This window comes from Spartinivicinus marinus (genome assembly GCF_026309355.1).
Classification (GTDB): domain Bacteria; phylum Pseudomonadota; class Gammaproteobacteria; order Pseudomonadales; family Zooshikellaceae; genus Spartinivicinus; species Spartinivicinus marinus.
This window is the reverse complement of sequence record NZ_JAPJZK010000001.1, coordinates 5,530,975-5,551,311: the sequence shown is the minus strand read 5'-3', so window position 1 is coordinate 5,551,311 and position 20,337 is coordinate 5,530,975. Positions and strand designations below refer to the sequence as shown.

Sequence of the window (20,337 nt, the reverse complement as noted above, 5' to 3'; positions counted from 1 at the left end):
CCTAATCACTAGTTAACGATGAAGGTCAGCTCTAAATAGCCCTCCTTCACCAAACTGACGTTTATTTGTTATTAGTTCAGTCTAGTGAAAATAAGGAATGTTGTATTAACTAAATATAAGACCAGTGTTTCCATCCCGTTTCTGGGGATTGGTGTCTTACATCTTATTGACACAACAAGCTAATTTTTTGCCCATCAAGCTATTTTAGAGTGTTAACCCAGGAAAAAAACGGCCATATTATAATGAGCGGCTCTCAAAGATGCCACCTATCATCATGGTTTGGTTGGTTTTTTTTATTTAAGATAGAGCATTCAAGACTATTTTTTATCCAAACATAAAAAAACGCTCCATAAAGGAGCGTTTTTTTAGCCAATCCGTTTAAACATTATTCGCTTTTTGGTAATACGGGTTGGTTAACTCCCGCCAGCATTTGTAAGACACGGTTAACCTGGCAGCTATAACCAAACTCATTGTCATACCACACATACAGTACACAACGATCTTCATCAACAATGGTGGCTTCTGCATCAACAATACCCGCATAACGAGAGCCAACAAAATCAGAAGACACCACTTCAGGCGAGTTTACAAAATCAATTTGGCGTCTTAAGTCAGAGTGAAGCGATATATGTCGCAGATAGTCATTAAGCCCGTCAACAGAGGTATTTTCTGCTAGGTTTAAGTTCAAAATAGCCAACGACACATTGGGTGTAGGCACTCGAATAGCGTTACCTGTCAGCTTGCCTTTCAGTTCTGGTAATGCCTTAGCCACGGCTTTAGCAGCACCTGTTTCAGTGATCACCATATTAAGCGCAGCACTGCGACCACGGCGATCGCCTTTATGGTAATTATCAATCAGGTTCTGGTCGTTAGTATAAGAGTGGACAGTTTCAACATGACCATTTTTGATCCCAAACTTATCATTAATAGCTTTCAGTACCGGCGTAATGGCATTAGTCGTACAAGAAGCGGCTGAAAGGATCTTGTCATCATCATTGACCAAATGATGGTTCACCCCATAAACAATGTTTTTAATTTCACCCTTGCCTGGTGCAGTCAACAGTACGCGACCAACGCCAGGGCACTTCAAGTGCATACCCAAACCAGCTTCATCACGCCACATCCCAGTGTTATCCACTACAATGGCGTTTTGAATGCCATATTCAGAATAATCGATCGCGTCAGGCGAATTAGAGTAAATCACTTGTACATAATTACCATTGATAATTAAAGCCGTGTTTTCCTCATCAATGGTAATGGTTCCTGCAAAAGAGCCATGAATAGAATCACGACGCAACAGACTGGCCCGCTTTAGCAAGTCGTTTTTAGCTCCACCTTTACGCACAACAATAGCGCGTAAGTTTAAGCCTTCACCACCACCAGCACGCTCAATAAGAATTCGCGCCATCAGTCGACCAATCCGACCAAAGCCGTAAAGCACAACATCTTGCCCTTGCTCTTCATCAGAGCCTTTCTTACCCACCACATCCGCCACTTCATTACGGACAAAGGCTTCCAAGTCTTGCCCCTGACCTTGGGTTTTGTATTTGATGGCCAGCTTACCAATATCAATCCGAGCGGGTCCCAAGTCTAATTCTGTTAACAGTTTTAAAATAGGGTAACTGTCTTCTACCGATAATTCTTCTTTCTCTAGCTGGCGGACAAAACGGTGGGCTTTGATGATGTCAATAACAGAGCGGTTAATGACTGGGCGGCTGTAAACGGAAGTAATAACATGGTTTTCCCGATACAGTTTTCCAATCAGTGGAATCATTGACTCCGCAATGGCTTCTCGGTTTTTCCACTGACGAAAGTGATCGTTTTGCTGTTGCTTCACGGGTTAATACCTTTATATACCTAAATTACTTAAGCTCAAACTGACGGACACATCTAAAAATGCGCTTTTTAGAGATTCCGCAATGTTTATTGATCATCAGGAAGCTTTTATTTCCTAGGGCTGATCAGGCCTTAGGGCTTCTTTCGTGCAAGGGCCCCTATTATCCTGTTAGTGACCGGCTTTCGCAACTGATCTAAAAAATGCTCACCCTAGTTATCCTCAACTAAACTCTGATCAAAATCACAATAAATCCTGTTATCGAGTTTATCACCATCATGGGCCTACGAATTATAGAACTCCTCCTACCTGAAGGGTGTGAAGATAAAATAACAAACATTACTGAAACCCTTCCTATTATTGATAACTGGCAAGGCCCTCCCCAAACTAAACGGCAATGCTTTCGCTTTTTAGTCACCACAGAACAAACAGAAGCTATTTGTGATGCCATCCATAAACATTTTGCGGGATTTGAGCGATTTCGCATGATCATTTTACGAGCCGATGCCTCTCTCCCATTAGCAGAAACCCATCAGCCAAAGTCACCAGGCCCCAAAAGTTTTTGGCATTACTTCAAGCCAGAAGGCAAAGAGCGGGTTAGTCGCGAAGAGATTTATCACGATATTGCCAAAGGCTGTCAGCTTAATTGGATGTTTATTGCTAATGTGGTTTTATCTGCATTGGTTGCCGCTATCGGATTAATGCGAAATGACGTAGCGATTATTATTGGCGCAATGGTGATTGCCCCTCTATTAAAGCCCAATGTGGCCATTGCCCTGGGTGTCATTTTACATGAGGGTGGCTTAGCCCTTAGAGCTTTGCTCACTAATTTAACCGGTATGATCATTGGTTTGGCGATGGCTATTTTTATTGGATTGACCATGGAAATTGACCCCGCTATTCCTGAAATCAGCGCCCGCACTCATGTGGCATTAGCCAATGTTTTGCTCGCATTAGCTGCCGGCATGGCAGGCGCGCTTTCTTTTACCAGCGGTGCGGCCAGCACTTTAATCGGAGTAATGGTCGCCGTGGCATTAATGCCACCACTTGTAACCATTGGGTTAATGATAGGCAGTGCCCATTGGCTGGAAGCGATGGGGGCGGCGGTATTATTTTTAGCCAATATTATTGCCGTTAACCTTTCTGCATTATTAGCCTTCAAGTGGCAGGGGCTCCATCCCCGGCACTGGTGGCATCATGAAGCCGCTTGGAAAAATCTGAAGGCCAGTGTTGTCTTTTGGATGATGATGCTATTCACTATTTGTGCACTGATTGGTTTATGGTTTGGGAAGATGAATTAACACATGCCAATGATGCTGCTTTATCAGCCAGTAAACGGGCTTTACGGTTTTGTGAACCATCCCGCTGCGGGGGAATCTTTCCTACCACACAGGCTTGCTTTGCCGAAATTTTACTAACCACTAAATAGGAGGTATTTTTTTCTGGCTGCTCAGGGTTTTCGGCAACATTCAAGCGCACAATCATACTCATCACTTGATCAGGCTTATCGTTCGGAAATCGCCACTCAATTTTTGAGCCCAGCTCACTAAAGTTTGAGCTGACAGTTTCACTGAAATGCAAAGGAAATTCTTGGTTGTTTCTTATCAGGGTAATACTCTGCCGCAAGTCAAAATCAGTCACATTGACCATTATATTGGTGAAGCCAGGACAGGATTGAACACTACTGTGATCATCACTTTCCAAGGTTTTACAATGTTGCTCGTCAATTGAGGTATAACGACTGCTAAACTGGCTCGCTTGAGTTTTCTCTTTAACTATAGCTTTGGTTTGAATCAGGCTATCCAATATTTTTGGGCTTAATCCTGATTTGAGAGCTGCATGCGTACCATTTTGCTTAGCATCGTTAATCGTAGGCGTTTTACAATGATAAGAAATATTGGGTATAGCAACATCCAATGTGCACATAAAATCACCGGGTTTATAAGCAACCCCTTTTGCAGTCAGTACTTTAAACCAGTGATAGCCACCCCCTTCTGCTTGCTGAAATACCCCTGTATCTTGCAACAAATAAACGGGTACTATTTTGTTAAGCGCGAACGGCTGATTATAAGAAGTACCAGGCCCCGCTCGAAACCGCCCACCATAGGAAATCGCTTTAATTGGCCTGCCAGATACAGCAGAATAGGTAATAAAATCCAGGTAATCACAAGGATATTCTTGTTGTGTATTTAAGTAACGCAACAACCCTTTTTGACCTGAGGATTCTATTTCAAGGGAGTTATCCGCAGAAACATAAGTATTATTTTTTTGCCAGCGAGCAAAACCAATGTGCTTTCCATTCGCCGTTAACGAAAATGAACCACCTTCGCCCAAGTAGGCTACTACTGTTGCTTTATCGGTTACACAGCGATAAGCAACATGGTCAAACCCACCCTCTTCTGAGTAAGCGAATGTAGATGAAAGAGCAGTGAGAGCGAAACAAGTAACTACAACCTTTCTCATAAATTATCCAGCTTATTAGGAAATAAGCCATCATTATTACAAATTGCTTATGTCAATTAAACGTCAATTTTCTCTCGTCAGCCGTTTGAAATAGTATAGTTTAATGTATCGCGTCACAAATCCAACGCTGAAAAGTATACATGTTATAGCAAAACCGCTATTGTCTTAGCCAATCATGTCAGCCTTCATTGATGAAGCCGTGATTAATCAGAGGAAGTAGCCCTGTTTTACAGGGCTCATTCTTTACCTTTCTAAATAATTACCCCTCACGATACATTACATCCGTTCGCATCACATATTTAGTCCCAATAATCGTATTCACTGCTCGATGGTTTAGAAAATTTGTACTAATTGGTTTGACTATTTAAGGCAATCAAACCAAACTCGACTTGTTTTATTTGGGGAGATATTAGCTCAATTTTATCTGTCCATATCCCACCAGTATAACCTTCTGGTAATTCTTTTATATATTCAATAGTATTAAACCCGGGAATACCATTAGTTGGCGTATCTGGATTGTATGGTCCAACTAAATAATAATCTGTTCCAACGCTATCCATTCTCTCTTTAAATCTGTTAGGCCACCCCCATAAATAGTTGGCATAATTAATCGGTACAAGTAATGTTGTATTTTTACATTGCTCTGTAATAATGCCAGCCCAACCAACCAATATATATTCTTTCAAACATCGCTTTACACGCTTCTTAGTAAAAGTTTTAAGCCAAGGATAATCACGTGCTAATTTATCAACTGCCTTTTCTCCGCCATAAATACTTAGATTATTCGCTCTTTTCTTATCATCAAGCTTAAGATACTGTGCTAATAACTCTGCTTCTTGAGGGTCATTACTTTTTATATTGATAAGAAATTTTTTATTGGGAAATGCTTCAATTACTTGTTTTAGTGTTGGCATCAACCCTACTCCCACTCCTCTAAAAGGATAGTTTTTTCCACCATCATAGGTATAGTTATAACCAACATCTAATGTTTTTAAGTATTTGAGAGTCTGTTCTCTGGTAACACCACTCCCATTTGTTCGACAGTTAAGCGTCCAGTCGTGAAATACAACAAACTCACCATCTTTTGTAGGATGTATATCTATTTCTACAGTATCCGCTTTATACTCAAATGCTTTCGATATAGCCAATATTGTATTTTCTATATAGTGATGGGTTGGTTTACTGATGCGGTTAACAGTGCACTCATCCTTTGCTAAATTGGTTCTATCATAATTTTGGTATACTCCCCGATGCGCAAGCAGGTAAAAACCGCCATTACCTTTATCAGCTAGCCATGAAGCATTCATAATATACAAAATACTGCCTATCAGTAGTGTTATTATGAAAATTATCTTAGTCATAATAATTCATCAGTCTCTTTTTTATTTATATTGTTTTTATGGCCGCCACTCATTATTTTTTTCACCTACACTTCTTATACTTCATAAGTCATAAGTTTCTGTTGCCTCACCATTATTCGCTCGCTCAAAGCTATGTATGTTAGCCCTAAACCAGCCATCAATACAAAGTGCCCCCCTACGTTTCATCATTGTCAGAGGTTTCATCTCCCCCCCATCCAAGCTAAAATCTGCCCAATTGGATTTTTTGCTAGCAGATGCGTTTCATGAACGATACAAGACAATTATTGGCTATTGACTTACCCCGCAAGGCAGGTGATCGGCGGGTGTGGGGGTCGCTTTCTGGTGCAGGTATGGGGCTGGCATTAAGCCAAGCTTGCTTGCAACATGACTCCCTCAGTTTAATGATTACTCCCAACTCGGCGGCGGCTGATCAATTAGAACAAGAGTTGCGGTTCTTTCTCAAGCACCGGGATGATATCGATATCCTAAACTTCCCCGACTGGGAGACCCTTCCCTACGACAGTTTTTCTCCCCACCAGGATATTATCTCTCAGCGGTTACTGACCCTTTATCGACTACCTACCATCAGTCGTGGGGTGTTAATTGTGCCCATTACCACCCTGATGCATCGCCTCACCCCTCAGCATTATTTACACGGCAATAGTCTGGTCATCAGTAAAGGAGACCGAATGGACTTGGACCAGCAGCGTCAAGTGCTGGAACAGGCAGGCTACCGTTGTGTTGATACCGTCTATGAACATGGTGAATTTGCCATTCGTGGCGCGTTGATTGATATCTTCCCAATGGGGAGTCAAGTGCCTTATCGGATAGACTTATTTGATGACGAGGTAGATACTCTTCGAACTTTCGATCCTGAAACCCAGCGCTCTCACCAGACAGTTGACAAAATACAACTGCTGCCGGCTAAAGAGTTTCCACTCACCAAAGAAGCCATTGCAACATTTATGCAACGGTTTCGGGATACATTTGATGTGGATTTTCGTCAATGCCCTATTTATAAAGATGTGAAACAAGGGCTTAGCCCAGCAGGGATTGAATACTACTTGGCACTGTTTTTTGAACAATGCGCCTTATTATTTGATTACTTACCCAAAGATACCTTGGTCATTACCACTGACCAGATTGAACCCGCTATCCAACGATTTTGGCAAGATGCCAACGAACGATTTGAAAACCGTCGTTATGATCCAGAAAGGCCTATTCTACCTCCCCATCAAGTATTTGTACCTGTTGAAGAATTAAATCATAAATTAAAAAGCTTTCCTCGAGTGGTACTGGCAGATACGACAGCGGCTGATAAAGCGGGTCATCTCAACTTACCTATTAATCCAGTCCCTAGCCTGCCCGTGGATGCCCGTGCTGAACAACCATTAGCCAGCTTGCAAACCTTTATGCTGGAGCAGCAAACCAGCAAAATTTTATTTTGTGCTGAATCAGCCGGACGCCGAGAAACCTTACTAGAGCTGTTAACCAAAATTAACTGTCGCCCTGAACAATACGACAATTTACACCAGTTTATGGTGAGTGAGCAGGCTGTTGGAATTACCATTGCTCCTATTGAAAATAGCCTTTGGCTCAACCAACCCGGTTTAGTGGTGATTGCTGAAACCACCCTGTTTGGCCAACGGGTAATGCAACGGCGACGCCGGAAGAAAACCCAGGATCAGTCTGATCAAATTATTAAAAACCTGACAGAGCTTCGCATTGGTGCACCTGTCGTGCATATTGACCATGGTGTTGGACGCTATCGAGGCCTAGAAAAGCTTAACATTGACAACCAAGACGCTGAGTTTTTAATGCTGGAATATGCCAGTGAAGCAAAATTGTATGTGCCAGTTTCCTCATTACACCTAATCAGTCGTTATACCGGTGCCGATGATGCATTAGCCCCTCTTCATAAACTCGGTACGGATAAGTGGAGCCAAGCCAAACGTAAAGCTGCCGAAAAAGCGCGAGATGTAGCAGCTGAGTTATTGGATATTTACGCCCGCCGTGCGGCACGAAAAGGTTTTACTTTTAGTAACCCCGATGATAACTATGATATGTTCTGTGCTGGCTTCCCATTTGAAGAAACCCCTGACCAACAAGCAGCTATTGAAGCGGTTGTAAAAGATATGACCGCCAAACAGCCTATGGATCGTTTAGTGTGTGGTGATGTGGGATTTGGTAAAACAGAAGTAGCCATGCGCGCGGCTTTTTTAGCCGTACAAAGCCAAAAACAAGTCGCGGTTTTGGTCCCTACTACCCTACTAGCCCAACAGCATTATGAGAGTTTTAAAGACCGCTTTGCTGACTGGCCAGTGAATGTAGAAGTGATTTCTCGCTTTAAAACCAGCAAAGAAACTCAAGTGGTTCAGCAGCATGTAGCAGAAGGTAAAGTAGATATTCTCATCGGCACCCACAAACTACTGCAAAGTGACCTTAATTTTAAAGCCCTTGGGTTATTAATTATTGACGAGGAACACCGGTTTGGGGTGCGACAAAAAGATAAGTTAAAAGCCCTCCGCTCAGAAGTGGACATTTTAACTTTAACCGCCACCCCCATTCCCCGAACCTTAAATATGTCTATTGCTGGTATGCGCGATCTGTCGATTATTGCGACGCCCCCCGCCCGCCGTTTATCTGTTAAAACCTTTGTACGCCCTGCTGATAAAACCGTGACTAAAGAAGCGATTTTGCGGGAGTTATTACGTGGTGGACAGGTGTATTATCTGCATAATGAAGTCAAAACTATCGAAAAAACTGCTGCCGAGCTTGCAGAATTAGTACCAGAGGCCCGAATATCCATTGGTCATGGTCAAATGCGCGAGCGCGAATTAGAGCAAGTCATGTCAGACTTTTACCATAAACGCTACAATGTATTAGTCTGCACTACGATTATTGAAACCGGTATTGATATTCCCAATGCCAATACGATTATCATCGACCGGGCTGATAAATTCGGCTTAGCGCAGTTGCATCAATTAAGGGGACGAGTAGGACGCTCCCATCACCAAGCCTATGCTTATTTACTTACCCCATCCTCCAAGAAAAATATGACGGCAGATGCCACCAAACGGTTAGAAGCCATTGCCAATGCCCAAGAGTTAGGTGCTGGATTTACCCTGGCTACCCATGACTTAGAAATACGGGGGGCGGGTGAATTATTAGGTGAAGAGCAAAGTGGACAAATTCAGTCTATAGGCTTTTCCCTTTATATGGAAATGCTCAACCGTGCCGTTAAGGCGATTCAGCAAGGTAAAACTCCTAATTTAGATAAACCATTAGACCAGGGCCCAGAAGTTAATCTCCGGTTACCAGCATTAATTCCCGATGAATATATTCATGATGTCCATACCCGACTGATAATGTATAAGCGGATTGCTAATGCCACATCCGAATCAGAACTGGATGAACTACAAGTGGAGTTGATTGACCGTTTTGGTTTATTACCTGACGCTACCAAGCATTTATTCCGTATTACTCAACTTAAATTACAAGCCTCAGAAATAGGTGTTGAAAAAATCGATGTAGGGGCTGAAGTGGGTAGACTGGAATTCTCTGCCGAGGCGAGAATCGACCCATTAACCATTGTTAAAATGGTGCAAAATCAACCACAACGCTACCGTTTGGAAGGCGCCACTATCCTGAAATACTTTGAAACCATGGATGAGCCTGACCAACGATTGAAATACACAGAAAGATTATTAAATGAATTAAAACCTGCGGCATGAGGGCTATAATTAAATAAGTGTAAGTGTAGTTAGCGTTGGGCTAGAAAGTAAGTCTAGTGTCTGATATGGAAGAATGCCCTGTTATTCCATATCCGCTAGCATTTGTGGTAACCCTGTAGAAAAGTTCCAAGGCTTCAATACCCTATTCAGCAAGGAATGCTAAATGGTTAATAAAACCCGACTGGTGATTCATTTAGTAAGCACAGTTTTTATCCTGTTGAGCGCCTGCTACTCAATTGCCCAGGAAAATCATTTTACAAAGCAACCTTTTCAAGTGGAAATGATCGTTTTTCAGCATGAAACTCTATCTGATGATCGTTGGTGGCCTCCTGTTCGACTGAACCCTTTTGCTAAACTTATCAACCCACCCACCATTACCGTTAATGATATTGAGCGATTAAGTACTACACACACCAACCAATTGAAGGATAGCTTGCAAAAGCTTCAGCAAAGTAATAAATATAATGTTTTATTTTATTCCAGTTGGCAGCAGCCCATTCAAACCTCACCCGCTCCATCTCCTACCCTGTTAAAAGCCGGAGGACAATATGGTGAACACCACGAGCTAGTTGGCAGTGTTGGCCTATTGGCAGATAAAGAGCTGCGCCTCACGCTTGATTTTTGGTGGCGAGAATTCGACCCTGTGCAACCTCACCAGCGGACATATATTAATCCAAACCACTTAGTAAAAGCCGGACCGGAACAAACGGAATACCAAATTAGCCGAAATTTTCATTTACGCCAGCAACAGCTACTCAAGCCCAACCAAATTTATTATGTCGATAGCCCAGTATTAGGAATGTTAGTGCTACTTACCCCTAGCCAACCATAAAAAGTTGCTAAACTTATTGAAACGCCAGTTATTGAGAAGTAGGAGTAGCAACCATGTTCCGCTCATTTATCCAGTGCATGCTATTAATCACTTGCTTAACAGGAGCAACGGTGTCGGCTGCCGATACCCTAAAATTAACCAACGGTGAGTGGCCACCTTATTTATCGAAAGAATATAAACACCATGGGCTTATTTCTCATATTGTTACCGAAGCCTTTAAACAATCTGGGGTAACCGTTGAATATGGCTTTTTTCCCTGGAAACGAGCATTTAAAGAGGCACAAGAAGGTAAAAAGTGGGCAGGGTCAGTGGTTTGGACTAAAAACCCAGACAGGGAAGCAGAGTTTGTATTTAGCGATACCGTTATCGAACTTAAAGAAGTGTTTTTTCATCGGAAAGACCTTCAGTTTGACTGGAGCACAATGAAAGACTTAAGCAAATACAAAATTGGCGCATCGATTGGATACAGTTATGGCGATGCATTTGCTAAGGCTGAAGCGGATAAACTCATCAACGTTGCACGGACAGCCAAAGATGAGACTAGCTTAAAAAAATTAGCCGCAGGCCGTATTGATTTATTCCCTGCCACCTTAGAAGTAGGCTATGCATTAATCGCTGATAAATTAGACGAAGCTTCAGGTAAACTTTTAACCAATCACCCTAAACCATTACGAGAAACCAGCTACCATTTAATTCTCAGCAAAAAAGTAGCCAATAGTGAAGAGCTTATCAAAAAATTTAATGAAGGCTTGGCAAAAATCAAAAGCTCTGGTGCTTACGATAAAATGCTAACAGATAGTATTGATGGTAAGTATCGTCCATGACACAACCCTTCATTGAAAGTTGCTGACGTTCAATGCTAGAAGCCGTTTGGTTTGATAGCTCTCAATGTCTATGTAGACTAGTACAAACTGCTTCTAGAAAAGTTGGCGCCTCCTCAACAACCTGTTAGCATACTGTATGGAATCACAGTAGCAAGAATACAGTATGCGTTTGTTTATTGCCGAAAAACCCAGTTTAGGCAGAGCCATTGCCGATGTACTCCCCAAGCCCCACCAAAAAGGGGATGGTTATATTCAGGTCGGCAATGGTGATTACGTCAGTTGGTGTATTGGTCACTTACTTGAACAAGCACAACCTGATGTCTATGACCCTGCCTATAAACATTGGAAGCTGGAGCACTTACCAATTATTCCAGAACAGTGGCAACTAACTCCCAAAGCAAAAACTAAAAAGCAGCTGGGTGTCTTACGCAAATTAATAAAACAAGCAGACCAACTCATCCATGCTGGCGATCCCGATCGAGAAGGTCAGATTTTGGTCGATGAAGTCATTAACTTTATTGGTGTTTCAGCAGCAAAACGAGCTAGCATCCAACGCTGTCTAATCAGTGACTTAAACCCAAATTCAGTTCGAAGAGCCCTGGCCAATTTACGGGATAACCGTGACTTTATCCCCCTTGCGACGTCTGCTCTAGCCCGTGCCAGGGCCGACTGGCTTTATGGTATTAATATGAGTCGGGTGTGCTCTATCCAAGGCAGAAAAGCGGGCTATCAAGGGGTACTTTCAGTTGGCCGAGTACAAACCCCCTTATTAGGTTTAGTGGTTCGGCGCGATCAAACCATCGAAAACTTTGAGCCAAAGCCCTACTACGAAGTATTTGCACTACTAAAAACAGAAAAAGGTGAACAATTTAGAGCCAAATGGCAACCCAGCGAAGCCTGCCAGCCTTATCAAGATGAAGAAGGACGAGTTCTATCCAAAAAGCTGGCTGAAACTGTCGTCAAGCGGATTACTGGCCAACCAGGGCTGATTACCGCTGCAACCAAAAAACGTAAACAACAAGCGGCTCCCCTCCCCTATAATTTATCGGCTTTACAAATTGATGCAGCCAATCGTTTCGGCTTAAATGCCCAACAGGTGTTGAGTACCTGTCAGGACTTATACGAAAAACATAAACTGATTACCTACCCGCGTTCAGACTGTCGTTATTTACCTAGAGAACACTTCAACCAAATACATACTGTCACTGCCGCTATTAATCAAGTATGCGTTCCACTACGAAAAGCAGTCGCTGAGGCTGATTTATCCTTAAAAAGCAAAGCGTGGAACGATAAAAAGGTAGAGGCACATCATGCCATCATCCCCACAGAACGAAAGCTCGACCCCAGTCGTTTATCTAAAATCGAGTTACAAATCTATGAGTTAATCGCCAAACAGTACCTCGCGCAGTTTTACCCTGCTTGGCAATACGATGATCGAAGAATAGAAATAGAAATCAGTGGTGGACAGTTTATTGCTACAGCAAGACAAACGGTAGATTTAGGCTGGAAAAAGCTATTTACTAAAAATAATGGCAAAGCAAACGATAAACTAAACAATCAAAATAACCTCAAGGAACAAAGTAGTGAAATTAAAGGCGATGACAACAACCACGATCAAGAAGCACAGCAGAAATTACCTAACTTAAAAAAAGGCGATGTGGTCCAGTGTATTAAAGGCGAGTTAGCCGAACGAATGACCCAGCCCCCCAAACCATTTTCTGATGCGACTTTATTATCCGCCATGACAGGCATCGCCCGATTTGTTAAAGCCCCTGAAATCAAAAAAATCTTAAGAGAAACCGATGGCCTCGGTACCGAAGCCACCCGCGCGGGTATCATTGAATTATTATTTAAACGACAATTTTTGATTAGACAAGGCAAGCAAATTCGTTCAACTGAAACCGGCCGCCAGCTTATTGAAAGCCTACCAGACGTGGCTACCACACCCGATATGACCGCCCAATGGGAATCACAACTAACATCCATCAGTAACAAAGAAACCAGTTATAACAGTTTTATGGGAGCCCTCTCCCATGCTTTGCCAACATTAATTACCCAAGTTAAACCTGAATCCTTTCGAGGCTTAAAAGGACAAGGCCAGAACCAAATAAAGCGTAAATATACTCGAAAAAAACAGATGAAATAATGAGTCACAACCCTCTATATTAGTTAAACTGCAAAGTACATTAGGGAACAAAACACTGACCGAAAGGATATAAAAATAATGAACAGTCAAAATAATAGAGCAATAGCTATTTCAATTTCAGAACAAGTAAAAGAAATAGTACAAACGCTTTATACTCCGCCCAATGACTGGCCTCAGATATTTCAAATGTTTCAAGGATTACACCAAACACCACCCACAGCCTGGCAACTCAATGATCATTATTATGTGGTGGCTGACTACCCAACGGTACAGCATGTGTTAAGGTCAGATGACTTTTCATCTAACCGGGTAAGAGGTATTTTTAAGCAATCAAACACTGATCCAGCTGCCTACGAGCAGTTAATCCAAGGCTTCGAAAACTGGATACTGTTTAAGGATGGTGAGTCTCATACCCTACTAAGGCGCTGCACTAACCAAGCATTTAGCCGCCAAATGCTAGATATTATGCTACCGATGATGGAAGAATGTGTTGATTTCTTATTAAGCCCTTTTTTAGCTCAACCAAAGCCTGTCACCTTTGATCTAATCAAGGAAGTGGCCTTTCCCTTACCCATGCTAGTCATTGCTAAAGCACTTGGCGCCAAAGCGGAAGATGCCTTATACCTAAAACAACTCTCTGATCGTCTGACTCGGGTTTTTTTCGCCAATATTACCTCTGCTATTCTAACTGATGCCGAGCAAGCCCTGTTTGCATCCCGAGATTATTTTCTGCATTTAATCAATCAACATCGACAACAACCCCAAGATAATTTACTGGGGGCATTGCTAAGTTTACAAGCTACTCATCCAACAATAACTGACCAGTGTATGGCAGATAATTGTTCAATGTTATTACTGGCTGGGCATGAAACAACCACTAGTACAATAGGCAACCTGTTTTATTTTCTTGACGAGCAAAAGTTACTATGTGCTGTTTTACAAAACTCAGCTTTATTTAACCCAGCAATAGAAGAGACGCTTCGTTACTCCTGTCCGGTACAATCAATCCGTCGTATTGCAATAAAGTCTGTTACTTTGCACCAGTATCATTTACAGCCGGGTGATTGTATTGAAGTACTGTTAGGCGCTGCTTGCCGAGATCCTAATATGTTTGAACAACCTAATCAGTTTAAACTAGACCGCCAACATAATAAGCACTTAGCTTTTGGTTATGGGCGTCATCTTTGCTCCGGTGCCCAGCTCTCTCGCCTGGAAATGCACGTTGTATTAAATCATCTAGACAGCCACTCCATTTCAGTTGATCGCCAACAGGCAAAATGGCGCCAACAAGATACTTTGGTAGGCTTAGAAAGCTTACCCATAACAATTCAATAGCTGACCTAGTTTTATTCTACAGTCTACGCCTTGCTTCTAACAAGGCGTACATATGTTTAACTACAAACTGTCTTAAAAACACCAAATAAATCAGGATGATCAAATATATAACAGGTAGAGTAACCAGGTACTTTCACAGTAATATGCTCTGCTTTCGCTGGTAAATTTTCTGGTATATCACCACCTTTTTGCCAACCTTTAGTAATAATACAATTATCATTGGCAAAAGCTTTTCTCACTTGCTCGTCCTCAGAACCCTCTACTGCTTTTTGTACCATATGTGTAGATAGGGTAAAAGAACCTTGATCAACTTTACATTCACCAAACGAAGCAAAAGACATACTACAACCAACTAATGTTAAAAGTATCATTCTTGATTTCATTATTATTACCCATCCTTTGATTTACTATCCCAGGTTTTCAGTTACATTGATAGCTGAAAAAATTATAGAACTTGGTAATAGTATACACAAAACCTATGGTGATATACCTTTCACCTTCTAATTTTACACACGGGTTTTACCTGACTGAAAGTTTTTTATCACTATGACGTAACATGAATAAAGCCAAGCAGGCTGCCAACATAGGCCAGGCAGCAAAAAAGAGGAGATTAGCTCCTTCAAAGGGATTTACATACTGCTTAAACGAGGACAGTGTAGAAATAGCATGAAAAAATAATACAGCACCGTAGCTATACTTTTTCATATAACCTACTACAAATAGCAATAGCACTACCAACTCAACACTCCCGATAACATACATAACTGGATTATCCAAATCAGCAATAAAATAAAATTTTTCATATACCCTTGCTGCATGTTCAGGATTTATAAATTTATCTAAGGTCCACATAAACATAACCAAAAAAACCGTTAGTCTAATTAGCAACAGAGACATTTGTAGTTTATTTTCTTGTCGTGTCATTATTCCCTCTCACAGAATCACTTCATGATCAGCAGTGCCAAGTAAGGTATAAAAACAAATATAATAAAAAACAGCTTATACAAACCAACGAATGCATAAATAGCAACATTAAAGATTTCTCTTGATATTGGAAACCACTTACTTTGCAACTGATAAACCCAATTAGGAAAGAGGACACATATGAGCACAATGTAAACCAGAAACCCCATATTAAAAATAGTACACCACATAAAGAAATCAGTTAGTCTATTAATATCCATAAGCTCACCTTGGTATGCCTATAGTTTTTCTGCACCACTTAATCAAGTAACACTATTTCATCCATAAAACTTTTATCCACAGACAAGTTCCATTTTTTCAGTTGCTGTTTGCTAAAAATAAGCTGCCCTTGAGTTAAGGTTTTATATGGAATGCCTTTTGGTTTTTTCTTATCATCTAGAATTTCATGGGCAATTTTTGCTGCAGCTTCTCCAAATAAAACGCCATATAAAACCATCCCTCCCACCAGTTTATCGTGCCCAATCACATCAGTATGAACTGTAAAGACAGGCACTGATGAGTTAGCTGACATCCATTTTACAAGCTCTTCAGTGTTTTCCTTGACGCCCTCGACAGTTGTTAACCCTAAAAAAGTAGTTGCTAAAATAAAATCATACCCATCACTTTTACTAGATTTTATCCACTTTTTCCACTGCTCTACCTCACCAGAGGTTTTTACATCCACCTCGAAAGACACCAGCTTAAACTTTTTTTGATTATTCAACTCAATCTTTAAAAAAGCTTTACCTGTTTGATTTATCCCTAATAGCAATAGTACTTTTTTAGGCTTTAAGTTAAGTGATTCTTTCATTAAAAAAATTGTTCTTTTAATTAGTGGTCTTTCTAAAATACCTGTTACATTTGGATACTCAAGTAACCAAGGGTAATCTAACCTAATATTGGCATTGACCCCCATAAAAACTATAGGTATTTTTTTGCCAAGCTTTGGTACCATGAGTTTCAGTGCATTATCATCAGTGATAAAGATTAAGGATGGATCAATTGTCTTCGTTTGCTCAAGAATTTCTGTTGCTTTAGCCTCAAACTGATCAACTGGTAGCTTTTTCGTTCCCATTTCCAGCTCATGAAATATATAGTCACTATTAGCGAATCCTGATCTGATCCCCTGACTTTGTTCACTTACCCACTTATTCGACTCTGCTCGACTGTAACTGTGAATGATGAGCAAGTCCTTAGGACCTGCTACTAGTTTGCTCGATAGGATTACACATAACAAAACGGTTGCTAGCTTTAGCACATACCAGAAGTAGGTTGATAACTTATTCATCAGGCTTCACCAGAGACTCGACTTAGTCATTCACTTGCACAGGGGTCAGGTGACCTCTAATAATTGCTTACAAGTTTAGTCCAAATGACAGGTAAGTGGAGTGACAGTTGATGGCTTACCAGCTAACGCTTTTATAACCTATTAATGCAGTTATCGCTAGCCTCACCGTTGTAGGCTAGCCCTAAAAACCCTTCGCATTGGGTATATAAGCACCATGAATGAAAATGATGAAGATTAACAACTAATTTTTACTATAAAACTTTAATGAGTATAACTTTGAGTTAATCTACCATCACTACTTCATCTATAAATCTTTTATCTACAGTTAAATTCCATTTAGTTAGTTGGTGTTTACTAAAAATAAGCTGTCCTCTATCCAGCGTTTTATAAAAAATAGCGCTTGATTTTTTATTTATCAAAATATCTAATGCCAGCTTACCAGCGGCTTCACCCATATGAACACCACTTATTACCATACCACCAATTAGTTTATTTTTACCTACTACACCTGTATGTACACTGAATGCAGGCAATGGAGAATTATTTGATATCCAGTTTGCTACTATTTCAACATCGATTTTATTGCCATTAGAATCAGTTAGTGCATAAAAATTAGTGACCAGCAATAGGTTATATCCTTCTTCTTTACTTTCACTAATCCATTTATACCATTCTTCTATTTTACCTGATCGCCTTACATCAACATCGATGGTTACCAGCCTAAACTTATCTTCTCCATTTAAGTCATTTTTAAAAAATGCTTTACCAGTAGGGCTGGTCCCCATAATGACAAGTACTTTTTTTAAGTTTAGATTCAACGCATCTTTCATTTGAAAGATTGTTCTTTTCATTAAAGGCCTTTCTAAAATACCCGTTACATTGGCATATTTTAGTAACCATGGATAATCAGTTCGAATATTTCCATTGACTCCTGCAAAAACTATTGGAATATTTTTCCCTATTTTAGGCACCATTAGCTTGAGTGCATTATCATCAGTTAAAAAAATCAGTCCTGGATTGACCTGCTTAACCACTTTATATGCAGCACTTGCTTTTTCTTCAAATTGGCTTTCCGGAATAGTTTTAGTACTCAGCTCAAACTCATGAAACTGATAGCCTCTTTTTCCAAAAATAGATTTGATACCATTGGTTTGGTCATCAACCCATGTGAAAGAACCTGAGCGACTATAGCTATGGATAATTAACAGATCCTTAGGGCCAGCGACTAGTTTGCTCGATAGGATTACACATAACAAAACGGCTGCTAGCTTTAGCACATACCAGAAGTAGGTTGATAACTTATTCATCAGGCTTCACCAGTAACTTGATTTAGTCACTAACTTGTTCAGAGCTTGTATCAATTTGCTTACAAGTTTAGCTCAAATGGTAAGGAATGCTATCTACCCAAAATCACTCGTATTGGATATAACTATGACCAGCTAATTATTTTTTTGAGTCTCAACTAAATAAATATCTATTCAAAAAATGTCATGCAATTTTACATAAACATCATTCGCCGCATAAACAACATTGCTCAACAAACAACCACAAACTTTCACTTTATTAGAAGTAGCTAACAATACAAAAGTCTTATATTTCAAAAAAAATATTTTTATACAAGAGTAAAAAATCAATTTTAAACAATACAGCTTATTATATTCGATTTATAAATTTCTTTAAAATCATCTAGTTACCTTGCAAGATTATAATGGCATACTATTTGCTTAACAATATTAGCAAGTAACGCTTGTAACAAAATAACTTAATTAATAAATTAATTGAAGTAGGTTATAACCATGATAAAATCATTAGGCAAATTTCTAATAGGTGTTGTTTCATTAACCGCTATTTATTCAAGCAACGTAGCTGCGGCTCCTATTTATGAGTTTGAAGTTAACAACCCAGCTAATAACCCTGCTGGAGGAAAAATAACCAATATTAAAACTCGTTATGATTCAGATAATCAAACTTTTAGTTGGCAATCTACAACTGAAAAAGCAAATGGCCAGTATACTGATGGTTTTTGGCTAGTCGTGAGTGATGGTCCAGATCCTAAAGGCCATGTTAATGAATATGCCATTATGTACGGAGATCTAGCAACAGGTACACTCACCTCCTATATCTACAATGGTAATAGTACCTACAATACCTGGAGGCACAACCAAAACTATATTGCATCAACGGGTGCCAACTTTATTAATGTTTCAGATAATGGCACTGCAAGAACATTCAATTTTGAGTTAGATACAACCCAAATCAACTCATTATTTACTACTACAGACTGGGATGGTGTTGCATTTGGTGAAAAAATAGGCATTTGGTACCACCCAAGTATCGGCAGTACTTTTGCTTACAATGCTGATGGTTCGTTAAAAAACTTCTCCGTTACTCAGTCGGGCTGGTATGATGCGGCCCATCAAACAACTACCCCCATTAGCACTCCAGCGACTATTTCATTATTTTTAATGAGTGTTGCTTTAGTACCCTTTATTCGAAATCGCCGCCGCTCTTTTAAAACTGCGACTGCCTAATAAAATCAAGTAGTATAAAAAAGGTCTTTTTAAAGGCCTTTTTTATTTTCCGGCTTTGTTATCGTCGCTCTTGACCCCAAGGATAATGGAAATACAGTTAATTCAGGCGCAATTAATTGTCACCCTAATCATTTATAAAAACATAAACTCATAGGGTTTCATCACTCAACGGCCTCCCCTAAAAATCATTCACTCTGGCTATATTACTACTAATGCCTGGAAAGTATTAACTCAATATTTTTTAGCAATGTCAGAATAAACTCCTGTTTTATGTGCTATATGGATTTCATCCCAAATAGCAGCAGCAAGCTTTTTATTAGTCTGATAAAACTTATGAGAAAAAATAAGATAGTAATCTTTGGTAGAAACAAGTGGTAACACCTTGACTACTTGAGAAAACTGGCTTTTATTTTCAGACAAAATAGGATCCATTTTATTTTCTAAGTCAACTATTCCTACTATACGACGCGCAACCAGCTTTCGCAGATGTGTTAACGAGTCATAAGCCTTATCAATCTTCACTCCCATCGATTCTAACTGATTGGCTATCGCATATTTATGAGTGACTCCAATTAAGCCCTTTAAGTTCACAAACTGTTTTCCATCCCATTTCAAATCAAACCCATTAATTGTGTATAAAGCATAAGCTTTACGATGAACTCGTTTAAGGCTATCAGGCAGGTCCCTGCTCATGGGATAAACCCCCAGCTTCATTCGATCTTGTTTGAAACTAGCATGAAAAATAGCATCAACTCGATTGTCTCCCAGTGTGGCTAGGCAACGAGACCAGGGGTAACGTACATAGTTAATTTTAAAATTTAAACGCTTCGCAATGTGATTTAACAGCTCAACTGTAATGCCAGGCCTCTGTTTAGGTACTATCGAACCTACCCCTAAGTAATAAGGTACTTGTGCTGTATCTTCATAAGCAATGGTAACAATAGGGCTTGCTTGAACAACCGTTATGCCGGATAAACAAATGGTAGTGAATATTCTTTTAAACCAAACATAGGCCATGTAAATCTC

The 20,337-nt window shown here is 40.3% G+C and carries 17 protein-coding genes; 7 read left to right on the top strand and 10 right to left on the bottom strand.

Annotation, left to right across the window (positions count from 1 at the left end; genetic code table 11):
- Positions 1-385: 385 nt before the first annotated feature.
- Entirely contained in the window at positions 386-1,774 is a 1,389-nt protein-coding gene (locus OQE68_RS24725) for a glyceraldehyde-3-phosphate dehydrogenase (protein ID WP_434801418.1), read from the bottom strand.
- A 338-nt stretch (positions 1,775-2,112) separates the two neighbouring features.
- On the opposite strand from OQE68_RS24725, the gene OQE68_RS24720 reads away from it, so the two are divergent.
- On the top strand, positions 2,113-3,135 hold the full coding sequence (locus OQE68_RS24720) for a TIGR00341 family protein (protein WP_180567011.1): 1,023 nt from the start codon (positions 2,113-2,115) through the stop codon (positions 3,133-3,135).
- On the opposite strand, the gene OQE68_RS24715 is transcribed toward OQE68_RS24720, so the two are convergent.
- The 3 genes from OQE68_RS24715 to OQE68_RS24705 form a co-directional block, all read right to left on the bottom strand.
- Positions 3,092-4,297, bottom strand: a complete 1,206-nt coding sequence (locus OQE68_RS24715) for a hypothetical protein (RefSeq protein WP_180567010.1) — start codon at positions 4,295-4,297, stop codon at positions 3,092-3,094. The genes OQE68_RS24720 and OQE68_RS24715 overlap by 44 nt on opposite strands.
- Positions 4,298-4,644: 347 nt before the next feature.
- On the bottom strand, positions 4,645-5,658 hold the full coding sequence (locus OQE68_RS24710; protein WP_180567009.1) for a glycerophosphodiester phosphodiesterase family protein: 1,014 nt from the start codon (positions 5,656-5,658) through the stop codon (positions 4,645-4,647).
- An 81-nt stretch (positions 5,659-5,739) separates the two neighbouring features.
- Positions 5,740-5,862: a hypothetical protein gene (locus OQE68_RS24705; RefSeq protein ID WP_255490764.1), complete on the bottom strand. Its 123-nt coding sequence runs from the start codon at positions 5,860-5,862 to the stop codon at positions 5,740-5,742.
- Positions 5,863-5,921: 59 nt separating this feature from the next.
- Between OQE68_RS24705 and mfd the strand changes: the two genes are divergently transcribed.
- The 5 genes from mfd (at position 5,922) to OQE68_RS24680 (ending at position 14,529) form a co-directional block, all read left to right on the top strand.
- On the top strand, positions 5,922-9,392 hold the full coding sequence (mfd, locus tag OQE68_RS24700) for a transcription-repair coupling factor (protein ID WP_180567008.1): 3,471 nt from the start codon (positions 5,922-5,924) through the stop codon (positions 9,390-9,392).
- A 163-nt stretch (positions 9,393-9,555) separates the two neighbouring features.
- A complete protein-coding gene (locus tag OQE68_RS24695; RefSeq protein ID WP_180567007.1) occupies positions 9,556-10,224 on the top strand; it encodes a CsiV family protein in 669 nt (222 codons plus the stop codon).
- A gap of 53 nt (positions 10,225-10,277) precedes the next feature.
- Complete coding sequence (locus OQE68_RS24690; protein WP_180567006.1) at positions 10,278-11,048, top strand: substrate-binding periplasmic protein; 771 nt, start codon at positions 10,278-10,280, stop codon at positions 11,046-11,048.
- 163 nt (positions 11,049-11,211) lie between these two features.
- Positions 11,212-13,194, top strand: coding sequence for a DNA topoisomerase III (locus tag OQE68_RS24685; protein WP_180567005.1), 1,983 nt, complete (start codon positions 11,212-11,214; stop codon positions 13,192-13,194).
- A gap of 78 nt (positions 13,195-13,272) precedes the next feature.
- Positions 13,273-14,529 (top strand): cytochrome P450, encoded by a 1,257-nt coding sequence (locus OQE68_RS24680; protein WP_180567004.1) that lies wholly within the window; start codon positions 13,273-13,275, stop codon positions 14,527-14,529.
- Between the two features lie 56 nt (positions 14,530-14,585).
- Here the strand turns inward: OQE68_RS24680 and OQE68_RS24675 are convergent, their stop codons facing one another.
- From OQE68_RS24675 to OQE68_RS24660, 5 genes are all read right to left on the bottom strand, one after another.
- Positions 14,586-14,912, bottom strand: coding sequence for a hypothetical protein (locus OQE68_RS24675; RefSeq protein ID WP_180567003.1), 327 nt, complete (start codon positions 14,910-14,912; stop codon positions 14,586-14,588).
- A 136-nt stretch (positions 14,913-15,048) separates the two neighbouring features.
- Positions 15,049-15,381 carry a hypothetical protein gene (locus tag OQE68_RS24670; protein WP_255490763.1) on the bottom strand — a complete coding sequence of 111 codons (333 nt, stop codon included), beginning with the start codon at positions 15,379-15,381 and terminating at the stop codon, positions 15,049-15,051.
- A gap of 89 nt (positions 15,382-15,470) precedes the next feature.
- Positions 15,471-15,713, bottom strand: coding sequence for a DUF6868 family protein (locus tag OQE68_RS31025; RefSeq protein WP_353618518.1), 243 nt, complete (start codon positions 15,711-15,713; stop codon positions 15,471-15,473).
- 38 nt (positions 15,714-15,751) lie between these two features.
- Complete coding sequence (locus OQE68_RS24665; RefSeq protein ID WP_180567001.1) at positions 15,752-16,780, bottom strand: ABC transporter substrate-binding protein; 1,029 nt, start codon at positions 16,778-16,780, stop codon at positions 15,752-15,754.
- A 281-nt stretch (positions 16,781-17,061) separates the two neighbouring features.
- A complete protein-coding gene (locus OQE68_RS24660; protein WP_180567000.1) occupies positions 17,062-18,087 on the bottom strand; it encodes an ABC transporter substrate-binding protein in 1,026 nt (341 codons plus the stop codon).
- Between the two features lie 489 nt (positions 18,088-18,576).
- Here OQE68_RS24660 and OQE68_RS24655 point away from each other — a divergent pair, with 489 nt between their 5' ends.
- Positions 18,577-19,311 (top strand): hypothetical protein, encoded by a 735-nt coding sequence (locus OQE68_RS24655; RefSeq protein ID WP_180566999.1) that lies wholly within the window; start codon positions 18,577-18,579, stop codon positions 19,309-19,311.
- A gap of 231 nt (positions 19,312-19,542) precedes the next feature.
- Here the strand turns inward: OQE68_RS24655 and OQE68_RS24650 are convergent, their stop codons facing one another.
- Positions 19,543-20,328 (bottom strand): substrate-binding periplasmic protein, encoded by a 786-nt coding sequence (locus OQE68_RS24650; protein ID WP_180566998.1) that lies wholly within the window; start codon positions 20,326-20,328, stop codon positions 19,543-19,545.
- Positions 20,329-20,337 lie beyond the last annotated feature (9 nt).

Excerpts from the sequence above, each read along its gene's own strand:
- OQE68_RS24670 (WP_255490763.1), bottom strand. The coding sequence starts at position 15,381 with ATGTGGACCTTAGATAAATTTATAAATCCTGAACATGCAGCAAGGGTA.
- OQE68_RS24660 (WP_180567000.1), bottom strand. The coding sequence starts at position 18,087 with ATGAATAAGTTATCAACCTACTTCTGGTATGTGCTAAAGCTAGCAGCC.
- OQE68_RS24695 (WP_180567007.1), top strand. The coding sequence starts at position 9,556 with ATGGTTAATAAAACCCGACTGGTGATTCATTTAGTAAGCACAGTTTTT.
- OQE68_RS24690 (WP_180567006.1), top strand. The coding sequence starts at position 10,278 with ATGTTCCGCTCATTTATCCAGTGCATGCTATTAATCACTTGCTTAACA.
- OQE68_RS24710 (WP_180567009.1), bottom strand. The coding sequence starts at position 5,658 with ATGACTAAGATAATTTTCATAATAACACTACTGATAGGCAGTATTTTG.
- OQE68_RS24675 (WP_180567003.1), bottom strand. The coding sequence starts at position 14,912 with ATGAAATCAAGAATGATACTTTTAACATTAGTTGGTTGTAGTATGTCT.
- OQE68_RS24655 (WP_180566999.1), top strand. The coding sequence starts at position 18,577 with ATGATAAAATCATTAGGCAAATTTCTAATAGGTGTTGTTTCATTAACC.
- OQE68_RS24665 (WP_180567001.1), bottom strand. The coding sequence starts at position 16,780 with ATGAATAAGTTATCAACCTACTTCTGGTATGTGCTAAAGCTAGCAACC.
- mfd (WP_180567008.1), top strand. The coding sequence starts at position 5,922 with ATGAACGATACAAGACAATTATTGGCTATTGACTTACCCCGCAAGGCA.
- OQE68_RS31025 (WP_353618518.1), bottom strand. The coding sequence starts at position 15,713 with ATGGATATTAATAGACTAACTGATTTCTTTATGTGGTGTACTATTTTT.
- OQE68_RS24725 (WP_434801418.1), bottom strand. The coding sequence starts at position 1,774 with ATGATTCCACTGATTGGAAAACTGTATCGGGAAAACCATGTTATTACT.
- OQE68_RS24680 (WP_180567004.1), top strand. The coding sequence starts at position 13,273 with ATGAACAGTCAAAATAATAGAGCAATAGCTATTTCAATTTCAGAACAA.
- OQE68_RS24685 (WP_180567005.1), top strand. The coding sequence starts at position 11,212 with ATGCGTTTGTTTATTGCCGAAAAACCCAGTTTAGGCAGAGCCATTGCC.
- OQE68_RS24715 (WP_180567010.1), bottom strand. The coding sequence starts at position 4,297 with ATGAGAAAGGTTGTAGTTACTTGTTTCGCTCTCACTGCTCTTTCATCT.
- OQE68_RS24705 (WP_255490764.1), bottom strand. The coding sequence starts at position 5,862 with ATGAAACCTCTGACAATGATGAAACGTAGGGGGGCACTTTGTATTGAT.
- OQE68_RS24650 (WP_180566998.1), bottom strand. The coding sequence starts at position 20,328 with ATGGCCTATGTTTGGTTTAAAAGAATATTCACTACCATTTGTTTATCC.
- OQE68_RS24720 (WP_180567011.1), top strand. The coding sequence starts at position 2,113 with ATGGGCCTACGAATTATAGAACTCCTCCTACCTGAAGGGTGTGAAGAT.